The following is a 22,322-nucleotide window of genomic DNA, read 5'->3' as shown; positions in this document are numbered from 1 at the left end:
CGTAATGTGGCCCGGCACGGCGACGGCGTCGCCGCGCTGACCCGACGCCTGTGCGCCGGGCGCTCCAGCAACGGCCAGGAAGCCTTCAGCGATGCCCTCAGACAACCCTCATAAACGCGAGGCCCGCCCCGAGTTCTGGCAACTGTCCATGCGCTGCTGCCAGTTGGCCGCCTGCGTGGACGTCGCCTTCCTGTTCATCTTCCTCGGCCTCGGCTCCCCGATCCTCGGCTGGGTAAACGTGATCAGCGTGGCCATGTACGTCTACGCCTATCGCGCCTTCAAGCAGCGGCGCAACCGCCTGGCGGTGATGCTGATCCGCATCGAAGTGCTGGTGCATGCGGGGCTGGGCACGCTGATGGTCGGCTGGGAGAGTGGCTTTCACTACTACCTGCTGATGTTCATCCCGGCGCTGTTCGTCAGCATGCGGGCACGCAGCGCCTGGATACTCGCCATCTGCCTGTGGGCCTACTACGTGGGGCTGGACGTCCTGATGTGGTACCTGCCACCGCTGCAGCCGATCTCGTCGAACGCCCTGCTGGCCGTGCATGTCTTCAACCTGACGGTGGTGTTCTGCATGTTCAGCTACCTGGCGCTGTTCTACGTGGTCACCGTGACCCGCGCGCACAAGAAGCTGGCACGCATGGCCACCACCGACCCGCTGACCGGACTGTTCAACCGCCGCCACCTGATCAGCCTGGCCGAGAAGGTGCAGCAGCCGGCCGAGATGACCCTGATGCTGATGGACATCGACCACTTCAAGGCGATCAACGACGCCTACGGGCACGACATGGGCGACCAGGTGCTCAAGGCCGTGAGCCGCGTGCTCAAGGACTCGATGCGCGAGCAGGACTTCATCGGTCGCTGGGGAGGCGAGGAATTTCTCGCGCTGCTGCCGCACACCGACCTGGAGCAGGCAGCGGCCAGCGCCGAGCGCATTCGCGAGGCCGTCCAGGCGCTGTGGATCGACGGCAACGGCAGCCACATCGGCGTGACCCTGTCGATCGGCATCAGCCAGCACCACGCCGGGCAATCGCTCAGCCACAGCATCGCCCGCGCGGATGCCGCGCTCTACGAAGGCAAATCGGCCGGACGCAACCGGGTCGAGCGGGCGCCCTCCTGAGTCCGCGAGTAACGCCCCCGGGCAACGAGCTGCACGCTTCATCGCCCGCGACTTGACCCTGGCCAGTCGGCAGCAAATACTGTTCATACATACAGTATTCTTGGTGCATTACCCGCATGTCATCCGTGGTCGCTCTCGATCGCCTGCTCGATGCCCGCCGTGTCTGGCGTGGGCAGGTCGTCTCCGCCCCTTCACCGTCCAATCCGTCGACGGGTCATGCCGTGCTGGATGCCGCACTCCCGGGTGGCGGCTGGCCGGCTGCGGCGCTCAGCGAAGTGCTGACGGCCGCCACCGGCATCGGCGAACTGCGCCTGCTGTGGCCGACCCTGGCGCGCCTCACCCAGGCGAATGAGCGCGTGGTGCTGGTGGCTCCGCCCCACCTGCCCTATCCCCAGGCCTGGCAGGATGCCGGCATCGACCTGCGTCACCTGAGCATCATCCGCGCCCAGGCACGCGATGCCCTCTGGGCCGCCGAGCAGTGCCTGCGCTCGGGCAGTTGCGGCGCCGTGCTGTGCTGGCTGCGCCAGGCCGACGACCGCGCGCTGCGCCGCCTGCAGGTGGCCGCCGCGACCGGGCAGACCCTGGCCTTTGCCTATCGCCCGCTCGAGGAAGCCGCAAACCCTTCGCCAGCGGCGCTGCGCCTGGCCGTGGAGAGCCAGCCGGCGCGCATTCGCGTGCTCAAGTGCCGTGGCGGCCTCGCCCCTGCACGCCCCATCGCCGCCCCCTGGCACTGAGGCGCACATGCTCTGGGCCTGCATCCTGCTGCCGCAACTGGCCATGGACGGCGTGCTGCGCCAGCGCAGCGACAGCGAGACGCCACTGGCGCTGCTCAGCGGTTCGCCTCAGCGCCGCGTGCTGCAGGCCGTCAACCCGGCCGCACGTGCGCTCGGCCTGAAACCGGGCCTGTCGCTGACCGCCGCGCAGGCTCTGACGCACGACTTCGCCACCTGCGAATACGACGTCGGGCAGATCGAACGCTGGCATCGATTCCTGGCGGCCTGGGCCTATGGTTTCAGCGCCCAGGTCAGCCTGCACTACCCGCGCTGCCTGCTGCTGGAGGTGCAATCCAGCCTGGGTCTGTTCGGCCCCTGGCCATCCTTCGAGGCGCGCCTGCGCACGGAACTCGCCGCCCTGGGTTTTCAGCACCGCATCGCCGCCGCTCCCAACCCGGCGGCGGCACGCGTGCTGGTCAACGTCGGCGACGGCCTGCTGGCCAGTGATGCGCAGGGCCTGCAGCAGCTGCTTGCCCCGCTGCCGGTGGATCGCCTCGGCCTGAGCGCCACCGCGAGCAGCGCCTTCAACCGCATGGGCCTGAGACAGCTGCGGCAACTCTGGGAACTGCCGCGCGCCAGCGTGGCCAGGCGCTTCCCGGCCGAGGTGCTGGCGCAGCTCGACACCCTGCTCGGGCAGCGCCCCCTGGCCCTGGAGTTCTACACACCGCCGGATGTCTTCGACACCCGCATCGAACTGAACTTCGAAGTGGCGTCGCACCAGGCCCTGCTCTTCCCGTTACGCCGCCTGACCGCTGACCTCGCCGCCTACCTGGCGGGCCGCGACAGTGGCGTGCAACGCTTCGCCCTGCACCTGGAACACCGCACCGGCAACGAAACCCGGGTGCAGATCGGCCTGCTCAGCGCCGAGCGCGACGCCGGCATGCTCTTCGAACTGACCCGTGGCCGGCTGGAACACCAGCAACTGCCCGCGCCGGTCCTGGCGGTGCGCCTGGTCGCACGCGAACTGCCCGCCTTCGCCCCGCAGCATCATCAGCTGTTCACTGAACGCCCGCAGCAGAACCAACCCTGGGAACAGCTGCGCGAACGCCTGCGTGCCCGCCTCGGTGACGAGGCCGTACATGGCCTTGGCGCGCGTGCCGATCACCGCCCCGAACGCGCCTGGACGCAGGAACCAATCGCCGCAGCGCTGCCCGCCAGTGCGCCGCGCCCCGGCTGGCTGCTCGCCGAGCCACAGGCGCTGCAGGAGGCATCGCTGCGCATCCTCTGCGGCCCGGAGCGCATCGAATCCGGCTGGTGGGACGGCGACGACATACGCCGCGACTACTACGTCGTGGAGACCCGCAGCGGCCAGCGCGGCTGGGCCTTCCGCCCGGTCGGCAGCAGTGGCCCCCTGCAGTTGCACGGCTGGTTCGCATGAACGGCTACGCCGAACTGCATTGCCTGTCGAACTTCAGTTTCCAGCGCGGCGCCTCCAGCGCCCAGGAGCTGTTCGAGCGTGCTGCCCGCCTCGGCTACCGAGCCCTGGCGATCACCGACGAATGCACCCTGGCCGGCATCGTGCGCGCCTGGCAGGCGGCCAAAAAACAGGACGTGGCCTTGATCGTCGGCAGTGAAGTGCTGATCGAGGGCGGCCCCAAGCTGGTGCTGCTGGCCGAGAACCTGGCGGGCTACCAGGCCCTCTGCGGCTTGATCACCCGCGCCCGACGGCGGGCCGCAAAAGGCACCTACCGCCTGTTGCGCGAAGACTTCGAGGCCCCGCTCGATGGGCTGCTGGCGATCTGGCTGGAAGCCCAGGATGCCCAGCCCCTGCCCTGGCTGCGCAGCCGCTTCCGCGAGCGCCTGTGGCTCGGCGTCGAACTGCACCGGGGCGCGGACGACAACGCTCGCCTGCAGCGACTGCTCGACCTGGCCCGTACCTGCGCCCTGCCCGCCGTGGCCTGCGGCGACGTACACATGCACGCCCGTGGCCGCCGCGCCCTGCAGGACTGCATGAGCGCCATCCGCCAGCACCTGCCCGTGGCCGACGCGGGCGCCTACCTGTTCGCCAACGGAGAACGCCACCTGCGCCGGCATGAGGAACTGGCCGAGCTGTACCCGGGCGCCCTGCTCGACGAGACCCTGCGCATCGCCGAACGCTGCCGCTTCGACCTCGGCCAACTGCAGTATCGCTACCCCCGCGAACTGGTGCCTGCGGGCCACGACGCCACCTCCTGGCTGCGCCACCTGGTCGAGCGCGGTGCCTGCTGGCGCTGGCCCAAGGCCGTGCCCGAACGGGCGCGCGCCCAGCTGGAACACGAACTGAGCCTGATCGCCGAGCTGCAGTACGAGAGCTACTTCCTCACCGTCCACGACATCGTCCAGTTCGCCCGCGAGCAGAGCATCCTCTGCCAGGGGCGCGGCTCGGCGGCCAACTCGGCAGTGTGCTTCGTGCTCGGCATCACCGAACTCGACCCCACCTGCAACCGGCTACTGTTCGAGCGCTTTCTCTCGCGCGAGCGCAACGAGCCGCCGGACATCGACGTGGACTTCGAGCACGAGCGCCGCGAGGAAGTCATCCAGTACGTGTTCCGCCGCTACGGCCGCACCCGCGCGGCGCTGACCGCCGTGGTCAACACCTACCACGGAGCCGGCGCGGTGCGCGACGTCGCCAAGGCGCTAGGCCTGCCGCCCGACCAAGTCAACGCGCTGGTCGACTGCTGCGGTCGCTGGAGCAACGAACCACCCTCGGCCGAGCGCCTGCAGGAGGCCGGATTCGACCCGCACAACCCGTTGCTGCGCCGGGTGCTGGTGCTGACCGGTGAGCTGATCGGCTTTCCTCGCCACCTGTCGCAGCACCCCGGCGGTTTCGTGGTCTCCGAACACGCCCTCGACACCCTGGTGCCGGTGGAGAACGCCAGCATGGCCGAGCGCACCGTCATCCAGTGGGACAAGGACGACCTGGACCTGGTCGGTCTGCTCAAGGTCGACGTGCTCGCCCTCGGCATGCTCAGCGCCCTGCGCCGCTGCTTCGCCCTGATCGAGCGCTACCGTGGCACGCACTGGACCCTGGCCACCCTGCCCGCCAACGACCCGGCCACCTACGCCATGATCAGCCGTGCGGACACCATCGGCGCCTTCCAGATCGAATCCCGCGCGCAGATGGCCATGCTCCCGCGCCTGCGCCCGCAGACCTTCTACGACCTGGTGATCCAGGTCGCCATCGTCCGCCCCGGGCCGATCCAGGGCGACATGGTGCATCCCTACCTGCGCCGCCGGAATGGCGAGGAACCCGTCGACTTCCCTTCGGCGGAATTGAAGCCGGTGTTCGAGCGCACCCTGGGCGTGCCGCTGTTTCAGGAACAGGTGATGGAACTGGCCATCGTCGCCGCCGACTACACGCCCGGCGAGGCCGACGAACTGCGCCGCAGCATGGCCGCCTGGAAGCGCCATGGCGGGCTCGAACCACACCGCCAGCGCCTGACCTCGCGCATGCTGGAAAAGGGCTACACGGTGGAGTTCACCGAACGCATCTTCAGGCAGATCGAAGGCTTCGGCAGCTATGGTTTTCCCGAATCCCACGCCGCCAGCTTCGCCCTCCTCGCCTACGCCAGCTGCTGGCTGAAATGCCACGAACCCGCCGCCTACGCCTGCGCCCTAGTCAACAGCTGGCCCATGGGCTTCTACAGCCCCGACCAGATACTGCAGGATGCTCGACGCCACGGCATTCAGGTACGCCCGGTCGACGTCCGCCACAGCGACTGGGACTGCAGCCTCGAAGCCAGCGACGGCATGCAGCCGGCCATCCGCCTGGGGCTGCGGATGATTCGCGGCATGCGTGAAGAGGAAGCCCGACGGATCGAAACGGCCCGCCAGGCCGCCGCGTTCAGTGGCGTGGAAGACCTCTGCCGCCGCGCCCGCCTGGATGCCAGCGCCAGCGAACGCCTGGCCGATGCCGGCGCCCTGAGCGGCCTGGTCGGGCACCGCTACCAGGCCCGCTGGGCCGTCGCCGGCGTCGAGGAACAACTACCGCTGTTCGCCGGCATCGCCGCCTCTCAGGAAAGCGCGCTGAGCCTGCCCGAACCCACGGTGGGCGAGAACCTGCTCACCGACTACGACACCCTCGGCACCACCCTCGGCCCCCATCCCCTGGCCCTGCTGCGCGAAACGCTGCGCGCCGAGCGCTGCAAAAGCTCGCACGACCTGCAGGCGGTCGAACACGGCCGCGCCGTCAGCGTCGCCGGCCTGGTGATCGGCCGGCAACGACCGCAAACCGCCAGCGGCGTCATCTTCGTCACCCTCGAAGACGAGTTCGGCATGATCAACGTGGTCGTCTGGCACGACCTCGCCGAACGCCAACGCCGCGTACTCGTGCAGTCACAACTGCTGCGCATCGACGGCCACCTGGAAACGGTGGACGGCGTACGCCACCTCATCGCCGGCCGCCTGATCGACCTGACCCAGCTGCTGACCGGGCTGGATATACGGAGCCGGGATTTCAGGTAGCTGCAGTGGTTAGGAGGTTGGCTGCTTTCGGCCAGAAGCAGCCGCTTGGTATGCAGTCGCCCAATCCGTGAGCCACTTGCTTTAGCGAGACTAGGATTTGTCAATGGCGTGTAAACGGCACTAAAGTCCAAGTTGATGTCGTCGATCTGGCACCCTTGGCAATCACGCCTGTTTAGAGGTCGGGGTTAGAGGAGGTTAGCCTCTCCAACCTGCGCCTAATGAGCGTAGGTGCTGAGTTTTTCACCTTTTAGCGCCGCTGATATGATGCCACTCGGATCTTGAGCAAAAGCTACTATCGTCATGAACGGCACGCGAAATAGGCGGCAGCTTTCGGCACCGCCCACTTTAGGGAGTAAAAAATGGCGCTTCCAATGTTGCGCGAGCAATACGATTTCAGAGTACGAAGTACTGGCGAACCTATCGATATGCAGGTCTTCTGCCGGCATGTCTGTGCTAATGGCGGTGAATCGGTACTGAAGGAAATTTACGCGCACGCATCTGAAGTCATTTCAAATGTCTATCAGCATGCTCCACGTAGTGAAGGAGATATCGTGGAGTGGTTTTTTGACTGCCGGGTCATTGGAAATGACTTCCAGGTGGCTATCGAGGATGACGGTGTTGGTATATTCGAGTCATTGAAGATCAGTCACGGTTCCAAATTGCCGCTCGAAAAGTTACTACAACCTCCTATCAAAAGGTTGGCACATCGTGGAATGGGACTTTCAGCTCTATTTCGCGACTTTGATAAGGGTAGAGTGTCGAGCGCTATGTTCCAGAGTCCCGCAGGTACGGTCAAACTCGGGTCACCAAATCTTAATTCCATTCCTCTTTCGATAGCCCAGGGTACACGTGTCGTATTTACCGTTCCGCTATGGGTTAGATCGGTATGAAAGGGAAAATAATTGAGGTGAAAAATACCTGCCCCTACCCAGGTGGGCGATACAGACAACATGGCTCGGGAAGTGGCGAAGAGTTTCGTGATGATGTGCTCCAGCCGGCCTTAGAAAACGAGAGGCTAGTAACCCTGGACTTCTCAGGCATATATGGGATGGGTGAGTCTTTTCTTGAGGAGGTATTTGGGGGGCTGGTGAGGATACACGGCCACTCGGAGCAGGAACTAATGGCACGATTAAACGTTATTGCAGATACAGACACCGAACGATCGTTAATCGTCAACAGCATTAAGTCTTATACAAAGCTCCCATGAGTGAGCTTAATTTTATCCCACTCATAACCGGTGTCATTGGTGCCGCGCTTGGCGTATGGATTACCATATCCAGAACCAAATACACGGTTTATTCAGCTGACTTTTCAAAGCGGATGGAACAACTTGTCGCCTTGGTTGACAAGTTTAGCGATTGCGCTTGCCGATATTGGATAAAAGATGCATCCGACCGGCTCAAGATCGAGGCTGATTATGTTCTCGGACTGAAGTCTAGCCTGACTGTAGCAATTGATGCTCTGAATAGAGATTATAAAGGTTTCAATGGCAAACAGATTCTCGATGCACTTAGTAAATTTAATGTAGCGTGTACGGGGCACAATTTTCCAAGTAGAGAGATGACTCAGGGCCATACCGCGCCTCTTGCGGAAATACTTAACACGGCGGAAAAACTGAAATGTGAAATTTTGCGCGCGCGTAAAAATAACTATGGATGGCGCGACGCTGTGAGAAGACCGAAAGCTTCAGTTGAACAATGATGTAAGGCCTACTCAGGGCCTGAAGAAACCTATCGAAAGCGACATTACCGGCTCTTACCGGTTTATAGCGATTGCGGAATCTCAGGCAACGAAGCTTGTGACGAAGCTGAGGAGAGAGGGATCGCAGGTCGGGAGCTATTTATAAGTTCGATTACCAAGCGCTTAGATGGTTTTCATCATGCAGTCCTGCTGTGTGATGGTCGAATCGTTATAGACAACAGAGAGTTGATCGCAATTAATTTATCAGGTGCACTGTCCGCTTTTGGCCGATTCCAGCCTGATGCGACAGGCTCAAAGCGGCCACAAGCGGACAGCCACACAGTAAATAAATTTGCCCCCTTTTCCGGTCCGGCGGCCACCGTCTCTCACGGATACAGGATGTGCACTCGCTTCAGCTTGATCACCGCATTATCAATTTCACCAGATTTACCATAGAGGTCCCAGAATAGCTGCGATTTTCCGTTGACCTTTTGATATTTCATCAAACTGAAATTCCGCCCCGGAAAAACGTCGCCGAGCCGCTCATAGTCAATATCCAGATCCGAATTGGAAAGTTTTCCGCGATTCTTGACGATAAGCTTCAGTAACCCCCCTGGTGTCTTGGCATAAGTTATGGCACTCGATGTGATTTGATAGAGACGTGCGCCCGGATACTGTCGACAGAACAGCGAGAACGATGCGCCGACATGGACATCACCACTGAGAAAGACCACTGGTTTTCCGGTGTTCTGTGACAATGTGAAGCACTCTTTCAGCAAGCGGTTCCGCTCATGCTGGTTGCTGTAGTGATCCCACTCGTCCCGAAGGTCGTCAGCCAGACCCAAGGCGTTGATATCAGCGACGTTGACGATATAGTCGTTGGCATGAATGACAGGTACCGGTGATACCAGGAAGAAGGCATCCTCGTTATTGTCAGGTGCGCTTAACCAACTCGTGAGACGTGCCCACTGGTCATCACCAAGGACAGGGTTATAGGCAGGATTGGCTTTCTGTGCCGGGTCGTATCGACGATGCCCGCGCATGTCCATGACAAAGAAAGACAGCGGTCCCCAACGAAACGTGTAGTCCCACTGGCAGTCTTCTGCCTTGGGACCGAATGGCGTGTGTGGATTGTGGGAATGCTGGTACTCGTAATAGACCTGCCGCGCGCAATAAAACATGTTACGGGCCAGGGTCAGATTGGTGGCTGTGTTCTGCCACTGAAATATCGTGTCCAGCTTGTCTGCTAATTCAGCATCAGTGTAAGAGCCCCATCCATCCATGATTTCGTGATCATCCCAAATCATGTAGTTGGGGTAGGAGCGATACACCTGCTTGGTCGAGTTAGCGCCCCAATATGAGCGATAGATGTCACGGTACCAGGAGAGCATGACATCTCGCTGTTTGCTGTCACTCAGTTGAGCTACCTCTTTGAGGTGCTTGACGAGCCAGCGCCAGATGTCAATGCTCTTGTCTCCATCGGTATAGACTTGGTCTCCGCCGCCAATCAGAAAGTCCGAGTCGTTGTCCTCTAGGACATCCGCAAACATGGACCACATGTCCATGTTGTAAGCATTGCCACCCTTAAAGGGCATGTGACAACTGTAGAAGCCAAAAACACAGCGCTCGACGTCGGCAGGCTGCGTGCAGAAGGATAGTTGTGCGTCCCGGCCAACCTCCCAACGCTCAGAGCGCTTTTTGAGCAGACTGAAAAGCCCGTAGTAATAGCGTGTCCCGGCCTTCAAGTTGTCGAGGTCTATCACACCGGTTACATCGGTACTGTATTTCAGTGAGATTTCATGCAACTCACCAATCACAGTCGTCAAACCTGTACTGTCCTCCACGCGTAATTGCTGGCCATGTATGTCGTAGGGTTGGCCGCTTTCTGGCAATGGATCAGCGGAGACAATCAGGTAGTAATCTCCCGGTGTATGGGCGCGCACCCAGATACGAGCGGTGTTGGTCGTGGTGTGGCCAACAATGGCCCCAGCAAACAATCTCGGCAGCGCAGAAGCGCGATCTTCCTTGTCATAGAACTTGAGATGATCATTGCTCATGAAAACCCTCCTGGTTTTTGGGTAGCTGAGCGAACAGGGAGACAGGTTCATTTATCGGGATGACTGCGCACTTCTCGCTGCAAACGACCGGCTATAAAAGGCTGGTCCAGGCCAATAGCGAATCGTATTGCGCACTTTTACAACACCGTAGGAGGCCAGATGACTGCAGATAAATGCCTGGCCCCAAGAAGCGAGCGCTCCGGTACTGAGCGTAGCTCAGCGACCGTCCGGGCACACAAGTCCAGGGAACACCGCTCATTCCGTACTGTATCGCTCGCCGCTCATACCTGCCTGGCGACGACCATCTGCTCGACATCCATCGCGCGTTCGTATTCGTCGTGCAGCCAGGTCAGGGCCGATTCGAAGCGGCCGAAGTGGACTTCATCGACCACTCCGCTCTGCATGTTGGCCTGGATGGTTTCGCCAAGTACCCAGTCCTCCATGAGGATCTTGTTCACCAGATTGTGGTTGGTCTCGTGCCTGCGCAGTTCGTCAGCCGACCACTCGCTGCCGCCGTCTTGCGGGCGATCGACCAGCAGCACTTCTTCGATGCGGGTTTCCCCGACTGCCAGCGGCACCATGCGGATCAGCGAGATGTTGTCCGGCTGGGCGAGCAACAGCACGGTGGGCGACAGGGTGTAGATGATGTTGGCCATCCGGCGCATGTCCCATTGCGTCTCGGGCAGGTCGGGCGCTTCGAGCAGCGGCTTCTTCGGCAGGATCATGCGCATGTACAGGCCGCCCCAGCTCTCCCAGGTGGACAGGTTGCCCAGGAAGAACGGCGCCAGGGTGTGCTTGTGCGCCACGTTGAAGTGATAGGCCTCGATCCCTCCCTCGAGCAGGACCTTCCAGTTGGCCTTGATCACATAGCTGCGGCGCTTGTAGACCTGCTGGTTCTCGATATCCAGGTAGCGCATGCCGGACAGCATCTCTGCGCCGAGCAGGTCTGCAGGTACCTGCCGGTTGCGGTCCGGATGGACGAAGACGATGCCGCCGATGACCCGGCTGGGGAACTCGATCAGGCCCAGCCGGCCCTTGTCCAGCCCGACGAAACCACGCTCGAAATCCGGCGCGCCGGCCAGTTGGCCTTGGCTGTCGTAGGTCCAGGCGTGGTAGGGGCAGACGAACCTGTTCCTGCAGCCGCTTTCGCCATTGGCCACCAGCCGTGCATTGCGGTGCCGGCAGGTATTGGCGAACACGCGCACCTGACCGTCCTCGCCACGCACCATCAGCAGCGACACGCCGTCGAGCCAGTCCAGAGCCAGGTAGTCGCCCGGGTTGGGCACCTCGTTGGCGGCACCGATGGCCAGCGGCTGGTTGCGAAAGATCCGCTCTTTCTCGCGGGCAAACCACTGCGCACGGGTGTAGCGCTCGGTGGCGTGGCTCCGGGTCGTCTCGTGGTACTGGGTTTCGCCGCGTGCGTGGAGTTCCAGCAGTTGCGCGATCAGGCGAATCTCGGTGGCTCTGTCCATGCTCGGTCCTCTCTGGGCGGCCGTTGTGGATGACTCGCGGCACCGGGTCGGGCCGGTGGCGTTCACTCTAGCAAGGCAAAATCGACCAAATTCGACCTCTGCGGACGTATTCTCGACGCAAATGGACAACCCTTCGCGCGGGCCACTTCGCGCGCAGCACCGCCGAGAGCGACACAAGATCGCCCGACGCCTGCTGCAGTCCACCGACCTGCAGATACAGCAGGTCGCCGAGCAGGCGGGCTTCGCCTCGGCCACCGTGTTCGGCCGTTGCTTCAAGCGCGCCTTCGCGCAAACGCCACGCGCCTACCGGCAATCACTGCCCACCACCCGCCAGTGAGGCCCGTCAGGCTGACGCGCGCAGGTGCCTCACGACGGGCCGTGTCGGCCTGCTCCCCTGCCCCCCGATGCAGCCCCATCACGCCCGGATGCCTTCTGTCGCAATGTTTCCCCTGGGGATAAAAAAATTCCCAAGAGGCATGGACAGCGCACGTTCATTCACTTATAAAAATCACCAGCACGAAAAATAGATTCGTCACAGTAAATTTTATTCGTAGACGAACAGCGCTTTCACTCATGAAGATTTTCCTGCCGCAGCCCCCAGCAGAGGATTCGCCATGCAGCCCGCCAAGCACCCGTACGTGATCAAGATCAGTTGCCCGGCCACGTCCGGCATCGTCGCCGCCGTGACCTCCTACCTCGCCGACCATGGTTGCTACATCAGCGAGATGGCGCAGTTCGACGACGAGATCAGCGGCGCGTTCTTCATGCGTGCGGTGTTTCGTTTCAACAGTGATTTCGCCGGCGATATCCGGCAGATCCATGACGGTTTCGTCGATGTCGCCGAACGCTTCGAGATGACCTGGGAGCTGCACGACAGCACCGAGCCGATGCGCGTGCTGCTGATGGTCAGCAAGTACGACCACTGCCTGGCCGACCTGCTCTATCGCCACCAGAAGGGCGAGCTGCAGATGCAGATCACCGCCATCGTCTCCAACCACCTCGACCTGCGGCCGATGGCCGAGCGCGAGGGCATCCGCTTCATCTACCTGCCGGTGACCCGCGAGACCAAGGCCCAGCAGGAGGCCGAGCTGCTGAGGATCGTCGAGGAGACCCAGACCGAACTGGTGGTACTGGCGCGCTACATGCAGATCCTCTCCGATGACCTGTGCCAGCAGCTGTCCGGCCGCGCCATCAACATCCACCACTCGTTCCTGCCCGGTTTCAAGGGGGCCAAGCCCTACCACCAGGCCTTCGACCGTGGCGTGAAGCTGATCGGCGCCACCGCGCACTACGTCACCTCGGACCTCGACGAGGGCCCGATCATCGAGCAGGAAGTGCAGCGCGTGGACCACAACTACACCCCCGATGCCCTGGTGGCGGTGGGCCGCGATACCGAGACGGTGGCGCTGTCCAAGGCGGTCAAGTACCACCTCGAACACCGCGTGTTCCTCAACCACGACAAGACGGTGATCTTCCGATGAGCGCACGACTGATCGACGGCAAGGCGACCGCCGCCCGCGTGCTCGCCGAAGTCGCCGGCGACGTGGCCGCGCTCAAGGCGCGCGGCATCGAGCCGGCGCTGGCGGTGGTGCTGGTCGGCAGTGATCCGGCCAGCCAGGTCTACGTGCGCAACAAGGTGCTGCGCGCCGGTGAGGTGGGCATCCGCTCGCTGGAATACTGCCTGGGCGCCGAAGCCAGCGCGGCGGAGGTGCTGGAGGTGGTCGAAGGGCTCAATGCCGATGCCTCTGTGCACGGCATCCTGGTGCAGCTGCCGCTGCCGGCGCACATCAGCGAGACACAGGTGCTGCAGGCCATCGACCCGGCCAAGGATGTCGATGGCTTTCACAGCGAGAACGTCGGCGGCCTCAGCCAGGGGCGCCCGGTGCTCACGCCCTGCACACCAGCGGGCTGCATGCGCCTGCTGCGCGACACCCTGGGCGACCTGGCCGGCAAGCACGCCGTGGTGGTCGGGCGCTCGAACATCGTCGGCAAGCCGATGGCGGCGCTGCTGCTGGCCGCCGACTGCAGCGTCACCGTGCTGCACTCGCGCAGCGTCAAGCCGCAACGCCTCTGCGGTCAGGCCGACATCGTGGTCGCCGCCGTCGGCCGCCCGCGCATGATCGACGCCGACTGGATCAAGCCGGGCGCGGTGGTGATCGACGTCGGCATCAACCGCATCGAGGACGACGGCCGCTCGCGTCTGGTCGGCGACGTCGACTTCGACGCCGTGCAGCCGGTGGCCTCGGCCATCACCCCGGTGCCCGGCGGGGTCGGCCCGATGACCATCGCCATGCTGATGCACAACACCGTCACCGCTGCCCGCCAGCAACATGCGCCGAGCGCCCAGGAGTAACCGCCATGCCCCTTGCCCTGCTCAAGTACGGCCTGTCCTCGGAGTACCCCGTGGAGGTCGACCTGCCTGCGCCAAAGGACCTCAAGCCGGCCTATGACGTGGTCATCATCGGCGGTGGCGGCCATGGACTGGCCACCGCCTACTACCTGGCCAAGTACCACGGCGTGACCAACGTCGCGGTGCTGGAGAAGTCCTACCTGGGGAGCGGCAACACCGCGCGCAACACGGCGGTGATCCGCTCCAACTACCTGACCAGCGAGGGCGTACGCTTCTACGCCGAGTCGGTGCGGATGTTCAAGGCGCTGTCCAACGAGTTCGACTTCAACATCATGTATTCCGAGCGCGGCCAGCTCACCCTGGCCCACACCGACGCCACGGTACGCGCCTTCCGCCAGCGCGCCGAAGTGAACAAGCACTTCGGTGGCCGCACCGAGATGATCGACCGTCAGCAGATCCGCGAGCTGGTGCCGATGCTCAACCTCGACCCCGGCCACCTCCCCGTGCTCGCCGGGCTCTGGCACATCGACGGTGCCACGGCGCGCCACGACGCCGTGGCCTGGGGCTACGCCAAGCAGGCGGCCAAGCGCGGCGTGGAGATCCACCAGCTCACCGAGGTGCAGGATTTCATCGTCGAGAACGGCAAGGTCACCACCCTGCGCACCAATCGCGGCGACGTGCGCTGCGGCTGCGTGGTACAGGCGGTGGCCGGGGCCAGCTCGCTGCTGATGAACAAGCTGGGGATCAGGGCGCCGATCCACACCTACCCGCTGCAGGCCATGGTCACCCAGCCGTTCAAGCCGTTCCTCGACCCGCTGGTGAGCTCCAGCGCGCTGCACTGCTACGTGCAGCAGACCAGCCGTGGCGAGATCGTCTTCGGCGGCGGCTCCGACCCGTACCCGCTGTACAACACGCGCTCGACCCTGGACCTGAAGGAAAGCCTGCTGGCCCATGCCATCGAGATGTTCCCGTTCATGGCCGGCGCCAAGCTGATGCGCCAGTGGACCGGCAGCACCGACATGACCCCGGACTACAGCCCGATCATGGGTCGCTCGCCGCTGGACAACTACTACCTGGACGCCGGCTGGGGCACCTGGGGCTTCAAGGCCACGCCGATCTGCGGCTGGACCATGGCCGAGCTGGTCGCCAGCGGCGGCAGGACGCCCGCGCTGATCCAGCCCTTCGCCCTGGAGCGCTTCGCCAGCTTCCGCCAGGTCAACGAGATGGGCGCCACGGCGGCGAGCCACTGAAGACACGCACGACATGTGCCGCAGGAGTCCGCTTGCGGGCGATCCATTCGGCAGACCGCGATGATCGCCGGCAAGGCCAGGCGCCCCCGCGGTTCTTACAACGATCAGCTCAACCTGGCTCGCCAAGGAGTCACGCGCAATGAAGATCATGCCCTGCCCGCTCAACGGGCCCCGCAACATCAACGAATTCACCTACGGAGGCGAACTCAGGCGCATGCCCGATCCAGGCACCTGCTCGGACGCCGAATGGGCCGACTACGTGTTCAACTGCGACAACCGCGCCGGGGTCGTCACCGAATGGTGGCTGCACAACGCCTCCAGCTACTGGTTCCTCGCCGAGCGCCACACCGTCAGCGACGAGATCCTGCGCACCTTCGACCCGAAGGAACTGTTCGACCAGCGCGTCGACTTCACCCTCCCCGCCAAGCAGCCTGAAGAGGTGAGCGCATGAGCGCCGACGTCCGCCTGCCGGCCCCGCTGGGCCTGCTGATCGACCGCAACCAGCCGCTCAGCTTCGACTTCGAGGGCCGCATCTACCAGGGCCTGGCTGGCGACAGCATCGCCAGCGCGCTGCTGGCCAACCGGCGCTGGCTGCTGTCGCGTTCGTTCAAGTACCACCGCCCACGCGGCCCGCTGTCGATGGCCGGGCAGGACGCCAATACCCTGGTGCAGCTGCCGGACGAGCCCAATGTGCTGGCCGACCTGCAGCCGCTGGCCGCCGACCTCCAGGTCAGCGCGCAGAACTACAGCGGCAGCCTGGACAGGGACCGCGACGCCCTGCTCGGGCATTTCTCCAGGTTCATGCCGGTGGGTTTCTACTACCGCGCCTTCTACAAGCCGAAAGGCATGTGGAAGGTCTGGGAGCCGCTGGTGCGCAAGAAAGCCGGCCTCGGCGTGCTGAACCTGGCGTTGCAGCCGCAGTACCACGACAAGGCCTTCCTGTTCACCGACCTCGCGGTGATCGGTGCCGGCCCTGCCGGCCTGAGTGCCGCGCTGACCGCTGCCAATGCCGGCGCCAAGGTGCTGCTGATCGAGCAGCACAGCTACCTCGGCGGCGCACTGGCCTGGGCCCGTTTCGACGTCGAGGGCAAGCGCGCGGGCGAGCTGCGCAGCGAACTGCTGGCCGCCGTCGAGGGCCACGCCAATATCCGCGTGCTCAGGCAGGCCACCTGCAACGCCTGGTTCACCGACCACTACCTGCCGGTGCTCCAGGGCAACCGCCTGTACAAGGTACGCGCGCGCCAGTGCATCGTCGCCGCCGGCGCCTTCGAGCAGCCGGTGGTGTTCCGCAACAACGACCTGCCCGGGGTGATGCTGACCAGCGCCGCCCAGCGCCTGATCCGCCTCTATGCGGTCAAGCCGGGCACCCGTGCCGTGCTGCTGACCGGCAACGACGACGGCTACCTGGCCGCCCTCGACCTGCTCGATGCCGGGGTCGAGGTCGCCGCCCTGGTGGACCTGCGCGAGCGCGCCAGCGACGGCAGCCTGGTCACCGCCCTGCAGACCCGGGGCGTTGCCTGCCATGTCGGCAGCACCGTGTACGAGGCGCTCGGCGACAACCACCTGAGCGCCGTCGACGTGCGCCGCATCACCGCCCAGGGCGAGGTCACGAGCAGCGGCCTGCGCATCGACTGCGACCTGTTGTGCATGTCCGCCGGTTACATGCCGGCATACCAGTTGCCGTGCCAGGCCGGCGGCAAGCTGGCCTACGACGACGCCAGCGCCGCCTTCAGTCTGTCCGGCCTGCCTGCCGGGCTGCAGGTGGTCGGCTCGGTGAACGGGCGCAACGCCCTCGACACGCTGCTGGCCGACGCCAGCAATGGCGCCCTGCGTGCCCTGCAGGCGCTGGGCCTGGAAAGCGGCCAGCCCCTGCGCGAGCTGGCGGGCGAGGCGCGGGTCAACTTCCCCTGGCCGATCTTCCCCCACCCCAAGGGCAAGGAGTTCGTCGACTTCGACGAAGACCTGCAGGTACGCGATATCGTCAACGCCACCCGCCACGGCTACCGCGACGTGCAACTGGTCAAGCGCTTCTCCACCGTCGGCATGGGCCCTTCGCAGGGGCGCCACTCGGCGCTGCCCACCGCACGCCTGGTGGCCCAGGCCACCGGGCGCAGCGTCAGTGAAACCGGGGTGACCACGGCGCGCCCGCCGTTCTGCCCGGAAACCCTGGCGCAGGTCGCCGGGCGTGGCTTCGACCCGTATCGGCAGACCGCCATGCACGCCCGCCACCTGGAGCTGGGGGCGAAGATGATGCCCGCCGGCATCTGGCAGCGCCCGGCCTACTACGGCGCGCCCGAGCAACGCGAGGCCTGCATGCAGGCCGAGGCGCGCCACGTGCGCGAGAAGGTCGGGCTGATCGATGTGTCCACCCTCGGCGGCCTGGACGTGCGTGGCCCGGACGCCGCCGAACTGCTCAACCGCCTCTACACCTTCGCCTTCGCCAAACAGCCGGTGGGCCGTTCGCGCTACGCGCTGATGACCAACGAACAGGGCGTGGTGATCGACGATGGCGTCTGCGCGCGCCTCAAAGAGCAGCACTTCTACATCAGCGCCACCACCAGCGGCGTCGACCGTGTCTACCAGCAGATGCTCAAGTGGAATGCACAGTGGCGCCTGAACGTCGACATCACCAACGTCAGCGCCGCCCTGGCCGCCGTCAACCTGGCCGGGCCGGACTCACGCCAGGTGCTGGCCCGGCTGTGCCACGACGTCGACCTGTCCGCCGAGGGTTTTCCCTACCTGGCAGTGCGCCAGGGCAGCCTGCTCACCCTCTGCGGCACACGTATTCCGGTGCGCCTGCTGCGGGTGGGTTTCGTCGGCGAGCTGGGGTACGAGATCCACGCACCGGCGCGCTACGGCGAGGCGTTGTGGGACGCACTGATGGAGGCCGGCAAGGCGCATGACATTCGTCCGTTCGGGGTCGAGACCCAGCGCCTGCTGCGCCTGGAAAAGGGCCACGTGATCATCGGCCAGGACACCGACGGCATGACCAGCCCGGCCGAGATCGACATGCACTGGGCCATCGCCCGCAGCAAGCCGTTCTTCGTCGGCAAGCGCGCCGTGGAGATCCTCGAGGCGCAGGCGCCGATCCGCAAACTGGTCGGTTTCACCCTGCCCCAGGGCAGCAGCCAGCCGCTGGAAGGCCATCTGGTGCTCAAGGGCGCGGACATCAGCGGCAACGTCACCTCCTGCGAATACTCGCAGACCCTCGGCCAGATCATCGGCCTGGCCTACTGCGCACCCGAGCAGGCCACACCCGGCCAGCTGTTGCCGATCCGTGTCGAAGGCGGCGAGATGGTCCAGGCCACGGTGGTGCAGCTGCCCTTCTACGACCCCGAAAACCAACGCCAGGAGCTGTGAGCATGAGCATCGAAGCCGAACACTTCAGCGAACGCAGCCCGCTCTACCGGTTGCACGCCGAGGCCCGCCTGGGCCGGATCGGCGACAGCTGCATCGCCACTGCGCACGGCGACCAGGACGAGCGCGTCATTGCCGCCCGCTGCGCACTGCTGGACCTGAGCAATCTGCCACGGGTCGGGTTTCGCGGCGTCGCCAGCGCGGCCTGCCTGCAGGCGCAGGGCTTCGTCCTGCCGGGCGCGCCCAACCAGGCGCTCACCCAGGCCGACGGGAGTGCCGTGCTGCGCCTGTCGCAGAACGAATACCTTCTGCTGGGCAGCCTGCTCGACGCCGGCGCGCGCGTACGTCAGCAGGAGCTGGACTGGCAGTTCGACGGCAGCCCCAACTACCTGCTGCCGCGCCAGGACAGCCATGCCTGGTTGCTGCTGAGCGGGCGCCACGGCAGCGACGTGATGGCCAAGCTGTGCGGCGTCGACCTGCGCGCCGAGGCCTTCCCGCCCGGCAGCGTGGCGCAGACCTCGGCGGCACGGGTCAACGTCATCGTCGCCAACCTGCCCCAGGGCGAACTGCCTGGCCTGCACCTCCTCTGCGACCGCGCCTCGGCGCATTACTTCTGGGGCGCGCTGCTCGATGCCGTGCAGGAATTCGCTGGACATCCGGTGGGCATCGACGCCCTGCCCTGACACCACGTGATCCACCCTGCGCGGCCACGACCGAGCGCAGGGTGGATGGCGCTTCATCCTCCAGGAGGCCAACGCCATGGGCATCCACGAAGACGAGCTGGACTACCGCGTGCCGGCGCTGCAACGCGGCCTGAGCATCCTGCAGATGTTCAACGCCGAAGTGCGCAGCCTGAGCAGCAACGCCATCGCCGAGCGCCTGGGCGTCAGCGTCTCGGCCATCTACCGCATCCTCATCACGCTCACCGACATGGGCTACCTGCGCAAGCTCGGCAAGAACAGCTACGAGCTGGGCCCGCAGGTGCTCTGCGACGGCTTCGCCTACCTGGCCAGCCGCGACCTGGTGGACATCGCCATGCCGCACCTCAATGCGCTGCGCGATCGCACCTCGCTGTCCTGCCACCTGTCCATCCGCGAGCACACCGACAGCCTCTACGTCGGCCGCGCCTTCGCCGCCCAGCGGCTGTCGGTGAACATCCCCATCGGCACCCGCATCCCCTGCCACTGCACGGCCATGGGGCGCATGCTGCTGTGTGCGCTGACGCCCATGGAGCTGGACAAGCTCTACCAGCACGTGCGCCTCGACGACTACCCGCCGCCCGCGCCGAAGACCCTGCCCGAGCTGCAACAACTGATCGAGCGTGACCGCGAGCGTGGCTGGGTCATGCACCGCTCCGACTACTCCACCGCCATCGCCTGCGCCGTGCGCAATCACCGGGGCGAGGTGGTCGCGGCGATCAACCTGTCCGGCCCTGAGGCGGTGATGGACAGCCCGGTGGCGCGCGAACGCTACCGCGAGAGCCTGCAGCAGTGCGCCGACGAGATCGCCGCCGAACTGGGGGCCTCGCCCCGGCGCTGACCCCGGCGTTCAGGCAGCCGCCTGCAACGCCGCGCGGCCCCGTCTCGCGCAACTGACATCAAATTGTCATCACCCTTTCGCCTGCTATTCTGCCTTGTGAACAGGGCAGCGCTGCTTTCCTGGCAGGAACACGCAGCAAGCCGCATGGACGCCGGGGCACGCCATACCCTGCCGGCGTCCCTCGGCGGCAACGACCCGTTCGCCACAGCCGATCCATCAGGCCAGTTCGAGGTTGTCAGCCGCCACACAGCACAGGGAATCGTCATGAAAACTGTCACTCGCATGCTTCTTGACCTTAGTGTTCGTAAAAAACTGCTCGGTGGCTTCGGCCTGATCCTGTTCATCACCCTGGCCACGGCCTGGATCGGCAACACCAGCCTGGACAGCACCCTCGATCGCATCGACAGCCTGCTGGGCGTCAGCGAGATCGACGCCAACCTGATGCGCGCGCGCCAGCAGGAAAAGAACTACCTGCTGCGCGACGATCAAACCGCCATGCAGCAGGCCCTGAGCCTGTCGCAGCAGATACAGGAGCAGGCCGCCGCGAAGGAAGCGGAGCTGGCGCGCCCGGAGAACAAGGCGCTGATGCGCCAGATCCAGGAAGACGCCAGCGGCTACCGCGACGAGCTGGCGCAACTGCAGGCCGCCGGCAAGGCCAGCAGCGAGGCGCAGCAAGCCATGGAAGAGTCCGCCCGTGCAGCGCTCAAACGCTTCACCGAGCTGGAGGCCAAGCTGCGCCAGCTGGCCGTCGAACAGATCCGCCTGAGCGGCGCGCAGAGCAGCATCGACACCCTGGACCGCGCCAACCAGGCCAGCCAACTGGCACGCGAGCTGCTGGAAGCGCGGCGTCGCGAGAAGGACTTCCTGCTGCGCCGCGACGACCAGTACGCGCAGCTCCTCGATGGCCACTTCCAGTCGCTCGACGACAAGAGCCGGCAACTGCTCAATACGCTGCAGGACGACGCCGCGCGCGCCGAGATGGAAGCCGCGTTGCAGCAACTGGCTGCCTACCGCAGCCACTTCGCCCAGTTGAAGAACAACCTGGGCGAGCTGGACCAGAGCGAAGAAGACATGACCTCCCGCGCGCGCGAGGTCACGGCCGCGTCGAGCCAGTCGCTCAAGCTGCAGCGCGAGCTGCTGGCGAGCGACTCCAGCCACGCCAAACAGACCCTGCTGATCGCCGCCGCGATCGCCTTCGTGCTCGGCGTGCTCTGCGCACTGTTCATCACCCAGGCCATCGTCACCCCGCTGCAGCGCGTGGTCGGCATCGCCCGGCAGGTCGCCGACGGCGACCTGACCACCAATATCGAGAGCGACCGCCGCGACGAACTGGGCCAGCTGATGCAGGCCATGCAGGCCATGACCCTGAGCCTGCGGGACCTGATCGGCCAGCTCGGCGCGGGCATCACCCAGCTCGCCACGGCGGCGGAAGAGCTTTCGGCGGTGACCGAGCAGACCAGCGCCGGCGTCACCCAGCAACGCATGGAGACCGACCAGGTCGCCACCGCCATGAACCAGATGGCGGCCACCGTGCATGATGTCGCGCACAACGCCGAGAACGCCGCCAGCTCGGCCAGCGACGCGGAAGACCAGACCCGCGAGGGCGACAAGGTGGTGCAGCAGGCCATCACCCGCATCGAACAGCTGGCCAGCACCGTGGAAGCCTCCGCCGAGGCCATCGGCCGGCTCAAGGGCGACAGCGCCAACATCGGCACGGTGCTGGACGTGATCAAGAGCATCGCCGAGCAGACCAACCTGCTGGCACTCAACGCCGCCATCGAGGCCGCGCGCGCTGGCGAAGCGGGCCGTGGCTTCGCCGTGGTCGCCGACGAGGTACGCGCCCTGGCGCGCCGCACGCAGGAGTCCACCCAGCAGATCGAACAGCTGGTCGCCGCGCTGCAGAACGGCGCCGAGAGCGCAGTGAGCGTCATGGCGCAGAGCCGCAGCATGGCAGGCGAGACCGTGGAGGCGGCGCGCCACGCCGGTACCGCCCTGACACGGATCGACGAAGCGGTGTCGCGCATCCAGCAGATGAACCAGCAGATCGCCACGGCCTCCGAGGAGCAGAGTTCGGTCGCCGAGGAGATCAACCGGAGCATCGCCAATATCCGCGATATCGCCGAGCAATCGGCCGCCGCGACCGAGGAGACCTCCACCGCCAGCGTCGACCTGGCGCGCCTGGGCAGCGACCTGCAGCAACAGATCAATCGCTTCCGGGTCAGCTGAGCCCGCGTGGGCACGGCGTTGGCGTCCTGCCCATTTGCGCGCCACTCGCGCCGCG

The 22,322-nt window shown here is 64.9% G+C and carries 18 protein-coding genes; 16 read left to right on the top strand and 2 right to left on the bottom strand.

The window, feature by feature from the left end:
* The first annotated feature begins 91 nt into the window (after positions 1-91).
* From EPK82_RS15525 to EPK82_RS15495, 7 genes are all read left to right on the top strand, one after another.
* Positions 92-1,120: a GGDEF domain-containing protein gene (locus EPK82_RS15525; RefSeq protein ID WP_134677124.1), complete on the top strand. Its 1,029-nt coding sequence runs from the start codon at positions 92-94 to the stop codon at positions 1,118-1,120.
* A gap of 116 nt (positions 1,121-1,236) precedes the next feature.
* Positions 1,237-1,854 carry a translesion DNA synthesis-associated protein ImuA gene (imuA, locus tag EPK82_RS15520; protein WP_134677123.1) on the top strand — a complete coding sequence of 206 codons (618 nt, stop codon included), beginning with the start codon at positions 1,237-1,239 and terminating at the stop codon, positions 1,852-1,854.
* A 7-nt stretch (positions 1,855-1,861) separates the two neighbouring features.
* Positions 1,862-3,271 carry a Y-family DNA polymerase gene (locus tag EPK82_RS15515; RefSeq protein WP_134677122.1) on the top strand — a complete coding sequence of 470 codons (1,410 nt, stop codon included), beginning with the start codon at positions 1,862-1,864 and terminating at the stop codon, positions 3,269-3,271.
* Complete coding sequence (locus tag EPK82_RS15510; protein WP_134677121.1) at positions 3,268-6,336, top strand: error-prone DNA polymerase; 3,069 nt, start codon at positions 3,268-3,270, stop codon at positions 6,334-6,336. Before EPK82_RS15515 ends, EPK82_RS15510 begins: the two co-directional genes overlap by 4 nt.
* Positions 6,337-6,695: 359 nt before the next feature.
* Entirely contained in the window at positions 6,696-7,226 is a 531-nt protein-coding gene (locus EPK82_RS15505) for a sensor histidine kinase (protein ID WP_134677120.1), read from the top strand.
* Positions 7,223-7,543 (top strand): STAS-like domain-containing protein, encoded by a 321-nt coding sequence (locus EPK82_RS15500; RefSeq protein WP_134677119.1) that lies wholly within the window; start codon positions 7,223-7,225, stop codon positions 7,541-7,543. The genes EPK82_RS15505 and EPK82_RS15500 overlap by 4 nt, the downstream gene beginning before the upstream one ends.
* Complete coding sequence (locus EPK82_RS15495; RefSeq protein ID WP_134677118.1) at positions 7,540-8,037, top strand: hypothetical protein; 498 nt, start codon at positions 7,540-7,542, stop codon at positions 8,035-8,037. Before EPK82_RS15500 ends, EPK82_RS15495 begins: the two co-directional genes overlap by 4 nt.
* Positions 8,038-8,402: 365 nt before the next feature.
* On the opposite strand, the gene EPK82_RS15490 is transcribed toward EPK82_RS15495, so the two are convergent.
* Both EPK82_RS15490 and EPK82_RS15485 read right to left on the bottom strand, forming a co-directional pair.
* Positions 8,403-10,073, bottom strand: a complete 1,671-nt coding sequence (locus tag EPK82_RS15490) for an alkaline phosphatase D family protein (protein ID WP_167494364.1) — start codon at positions 10,071-10,073, stop codon at positions 8,403-8,405.
* A gap of 281 nt (positions 10,074-10,354) precedes the next feature.
* Positions 10,355-11,545: an aromatic ring-hydroxylating oxygenase subunit alpha gene (locus tag EPK82_RS15485; RefSeq protein ID WP_134677116.1), complete on the bottom strand. Its 1,191-nt coding sequence runs from the start codon at positions 11,543-11,545 to the stop codon at positions 10,355-10,357.
* Between the two features lie 121 nt (positions 11,546-11,666).
* Here EPK82_RS15485 and EPK82_RS24800 point away from each other — a divergent pair, with 121 nt between their 5' ends.
* The 9 genes from EPK82_RS24800 to EPK82_RS15440 all read left to right on the top strand — a co-directional run bounded on the left by EPK82_RS24800 (position 11,667) and on the right by EPK82_RS15440 (position 22,267).
* Positions 11,667-11,882: a helix-turn-helix domain-containing protein gene (locus EPK82_RS24800; protein ID WP_167494363.1), complete on the top strand. Its 216-nt coding sequence runs from the start codon at positions 11,667-11,669 to the stop codon at positions 11,880-11,882.
* A 277-nt stretch (positions 11,883-12,159) separates the two neighbouring features.
* Positions 12,160-13,026: a formyltetrahydrofolate deformylase gene (gene purU, locus EPK82_RS15475; RefSeq protein WP_134677114.1), complete on the top strand. Its 867-nt coding sequence runs from the start codon at positions 12,160-12,162 to the stop codon at positions 13,024-13,026.
* Positions 13,023-13,898: a bifunctional methylenetetrahydrofolate dehydrogenase/methenyltetrahydrofolate cyclohydrolase FolD gene (folD, locus tag EPK82_RS15470; protein ID WP_134677113.1), complete on the top strand. Its 876-nt coding sequence runs from the start codon at positions 13,023-13,025 to the stop codon at positions 13,896-13,898. Before purU ends, folD begins: the two co-directional genes overlap by 4 nt.
* Positions 13,899-13,903: 5 nt before the next feature.
* Positions 13,904-15,145 carry an FAD-dependent oxidoreductase gene (locus tag EPK82_RS15465; RefSeq protein ID WP_134677112.1) on the top strand — a complete coding sequence of 414 codons (1,242 nt, stop codon included), beginning with the start codon at positions 13,904-13,906 and terminating at the stop codon, positions 15,143-15,145.
* A gap of 139 nt (positions 15,146-15,284) precedes the next feature.
* Entirely contained in the window at positions 15,285-15,596 is a 312-nt protein-coding gene (locus EPK82_RS15460) for a sarcosine oxidase subunit delta (RefSeq protein WP_037049167.1), read from the top strand.
* Positions 15,593-18,505, top strand: coding sequence for a 2Fe-2S iron-sulfur cluster-binding protein (locus EPK82_RS15455; RefSeq protein WP_134677111.1), 2,913 nt, complete (start codon positions 15,593-15,595; stop codon positions 18,503-18,505). Before EPK82_RS15460 ends, EPK82_RS15455 begins: the two co-directional genes overlap by 4 nt.
* A gap of 2 nt (positions 18,506-18,507) precedes the next feature.
* Complete coding sequence (locus EPK82_RS15450; protein ID WP_134677110.1) at positions 18,508-19,185, top strand: sarcosine oxidase subunit gamma; 678 nt, start codon at positions 18,508-18,510, stop codon at positions 19,183-19,185.
* A gap of 76 nt (positions 19,186-19,261) precedes the next feature.
* Positions 19,262-20,041, top strand: a complete 780-nt coding sequence (locus EPK82_RS15445; protein ID WP_037049171.1) for an IclR family transcriptional regulator — start codon at positions 19,262-19,264, stop codon at positions 20,039-20,041.
* 264 nt (positions 20,042-20,305) lie between these two features.
* The gene (locus EPK82_RS15440) at positions 20,306-22,267 is read left to right on the top strand and encodes a HAMP domain-containing methyl-accepting chemotaxis protein (protein WP_134677109.1); all 1,962 of its coding nucleotides are present in this window, start codon (positions 20,306-20,308) and stop codon (positions 22,265-22,267) included.
* Positions 22,268-22,322 lie beyond the last annotated feature (55 nt).

This window comes from Ectopseudomonas khazarica (genome assembly GCF_004521985.1).
Taxonomy (GTDB): domain Bacteria; phylum Pseudomonadota; class Gammaproteobacteria; order Pseudomonadales; family Pseudomonadaceae; genus Aquipseudomonas; species Aquipseudomonas khazarica.
Note: the sequence above shows the minus strand (reverse complement) of the source record. Positions and strands in the feature narration are given on the sequence as shown.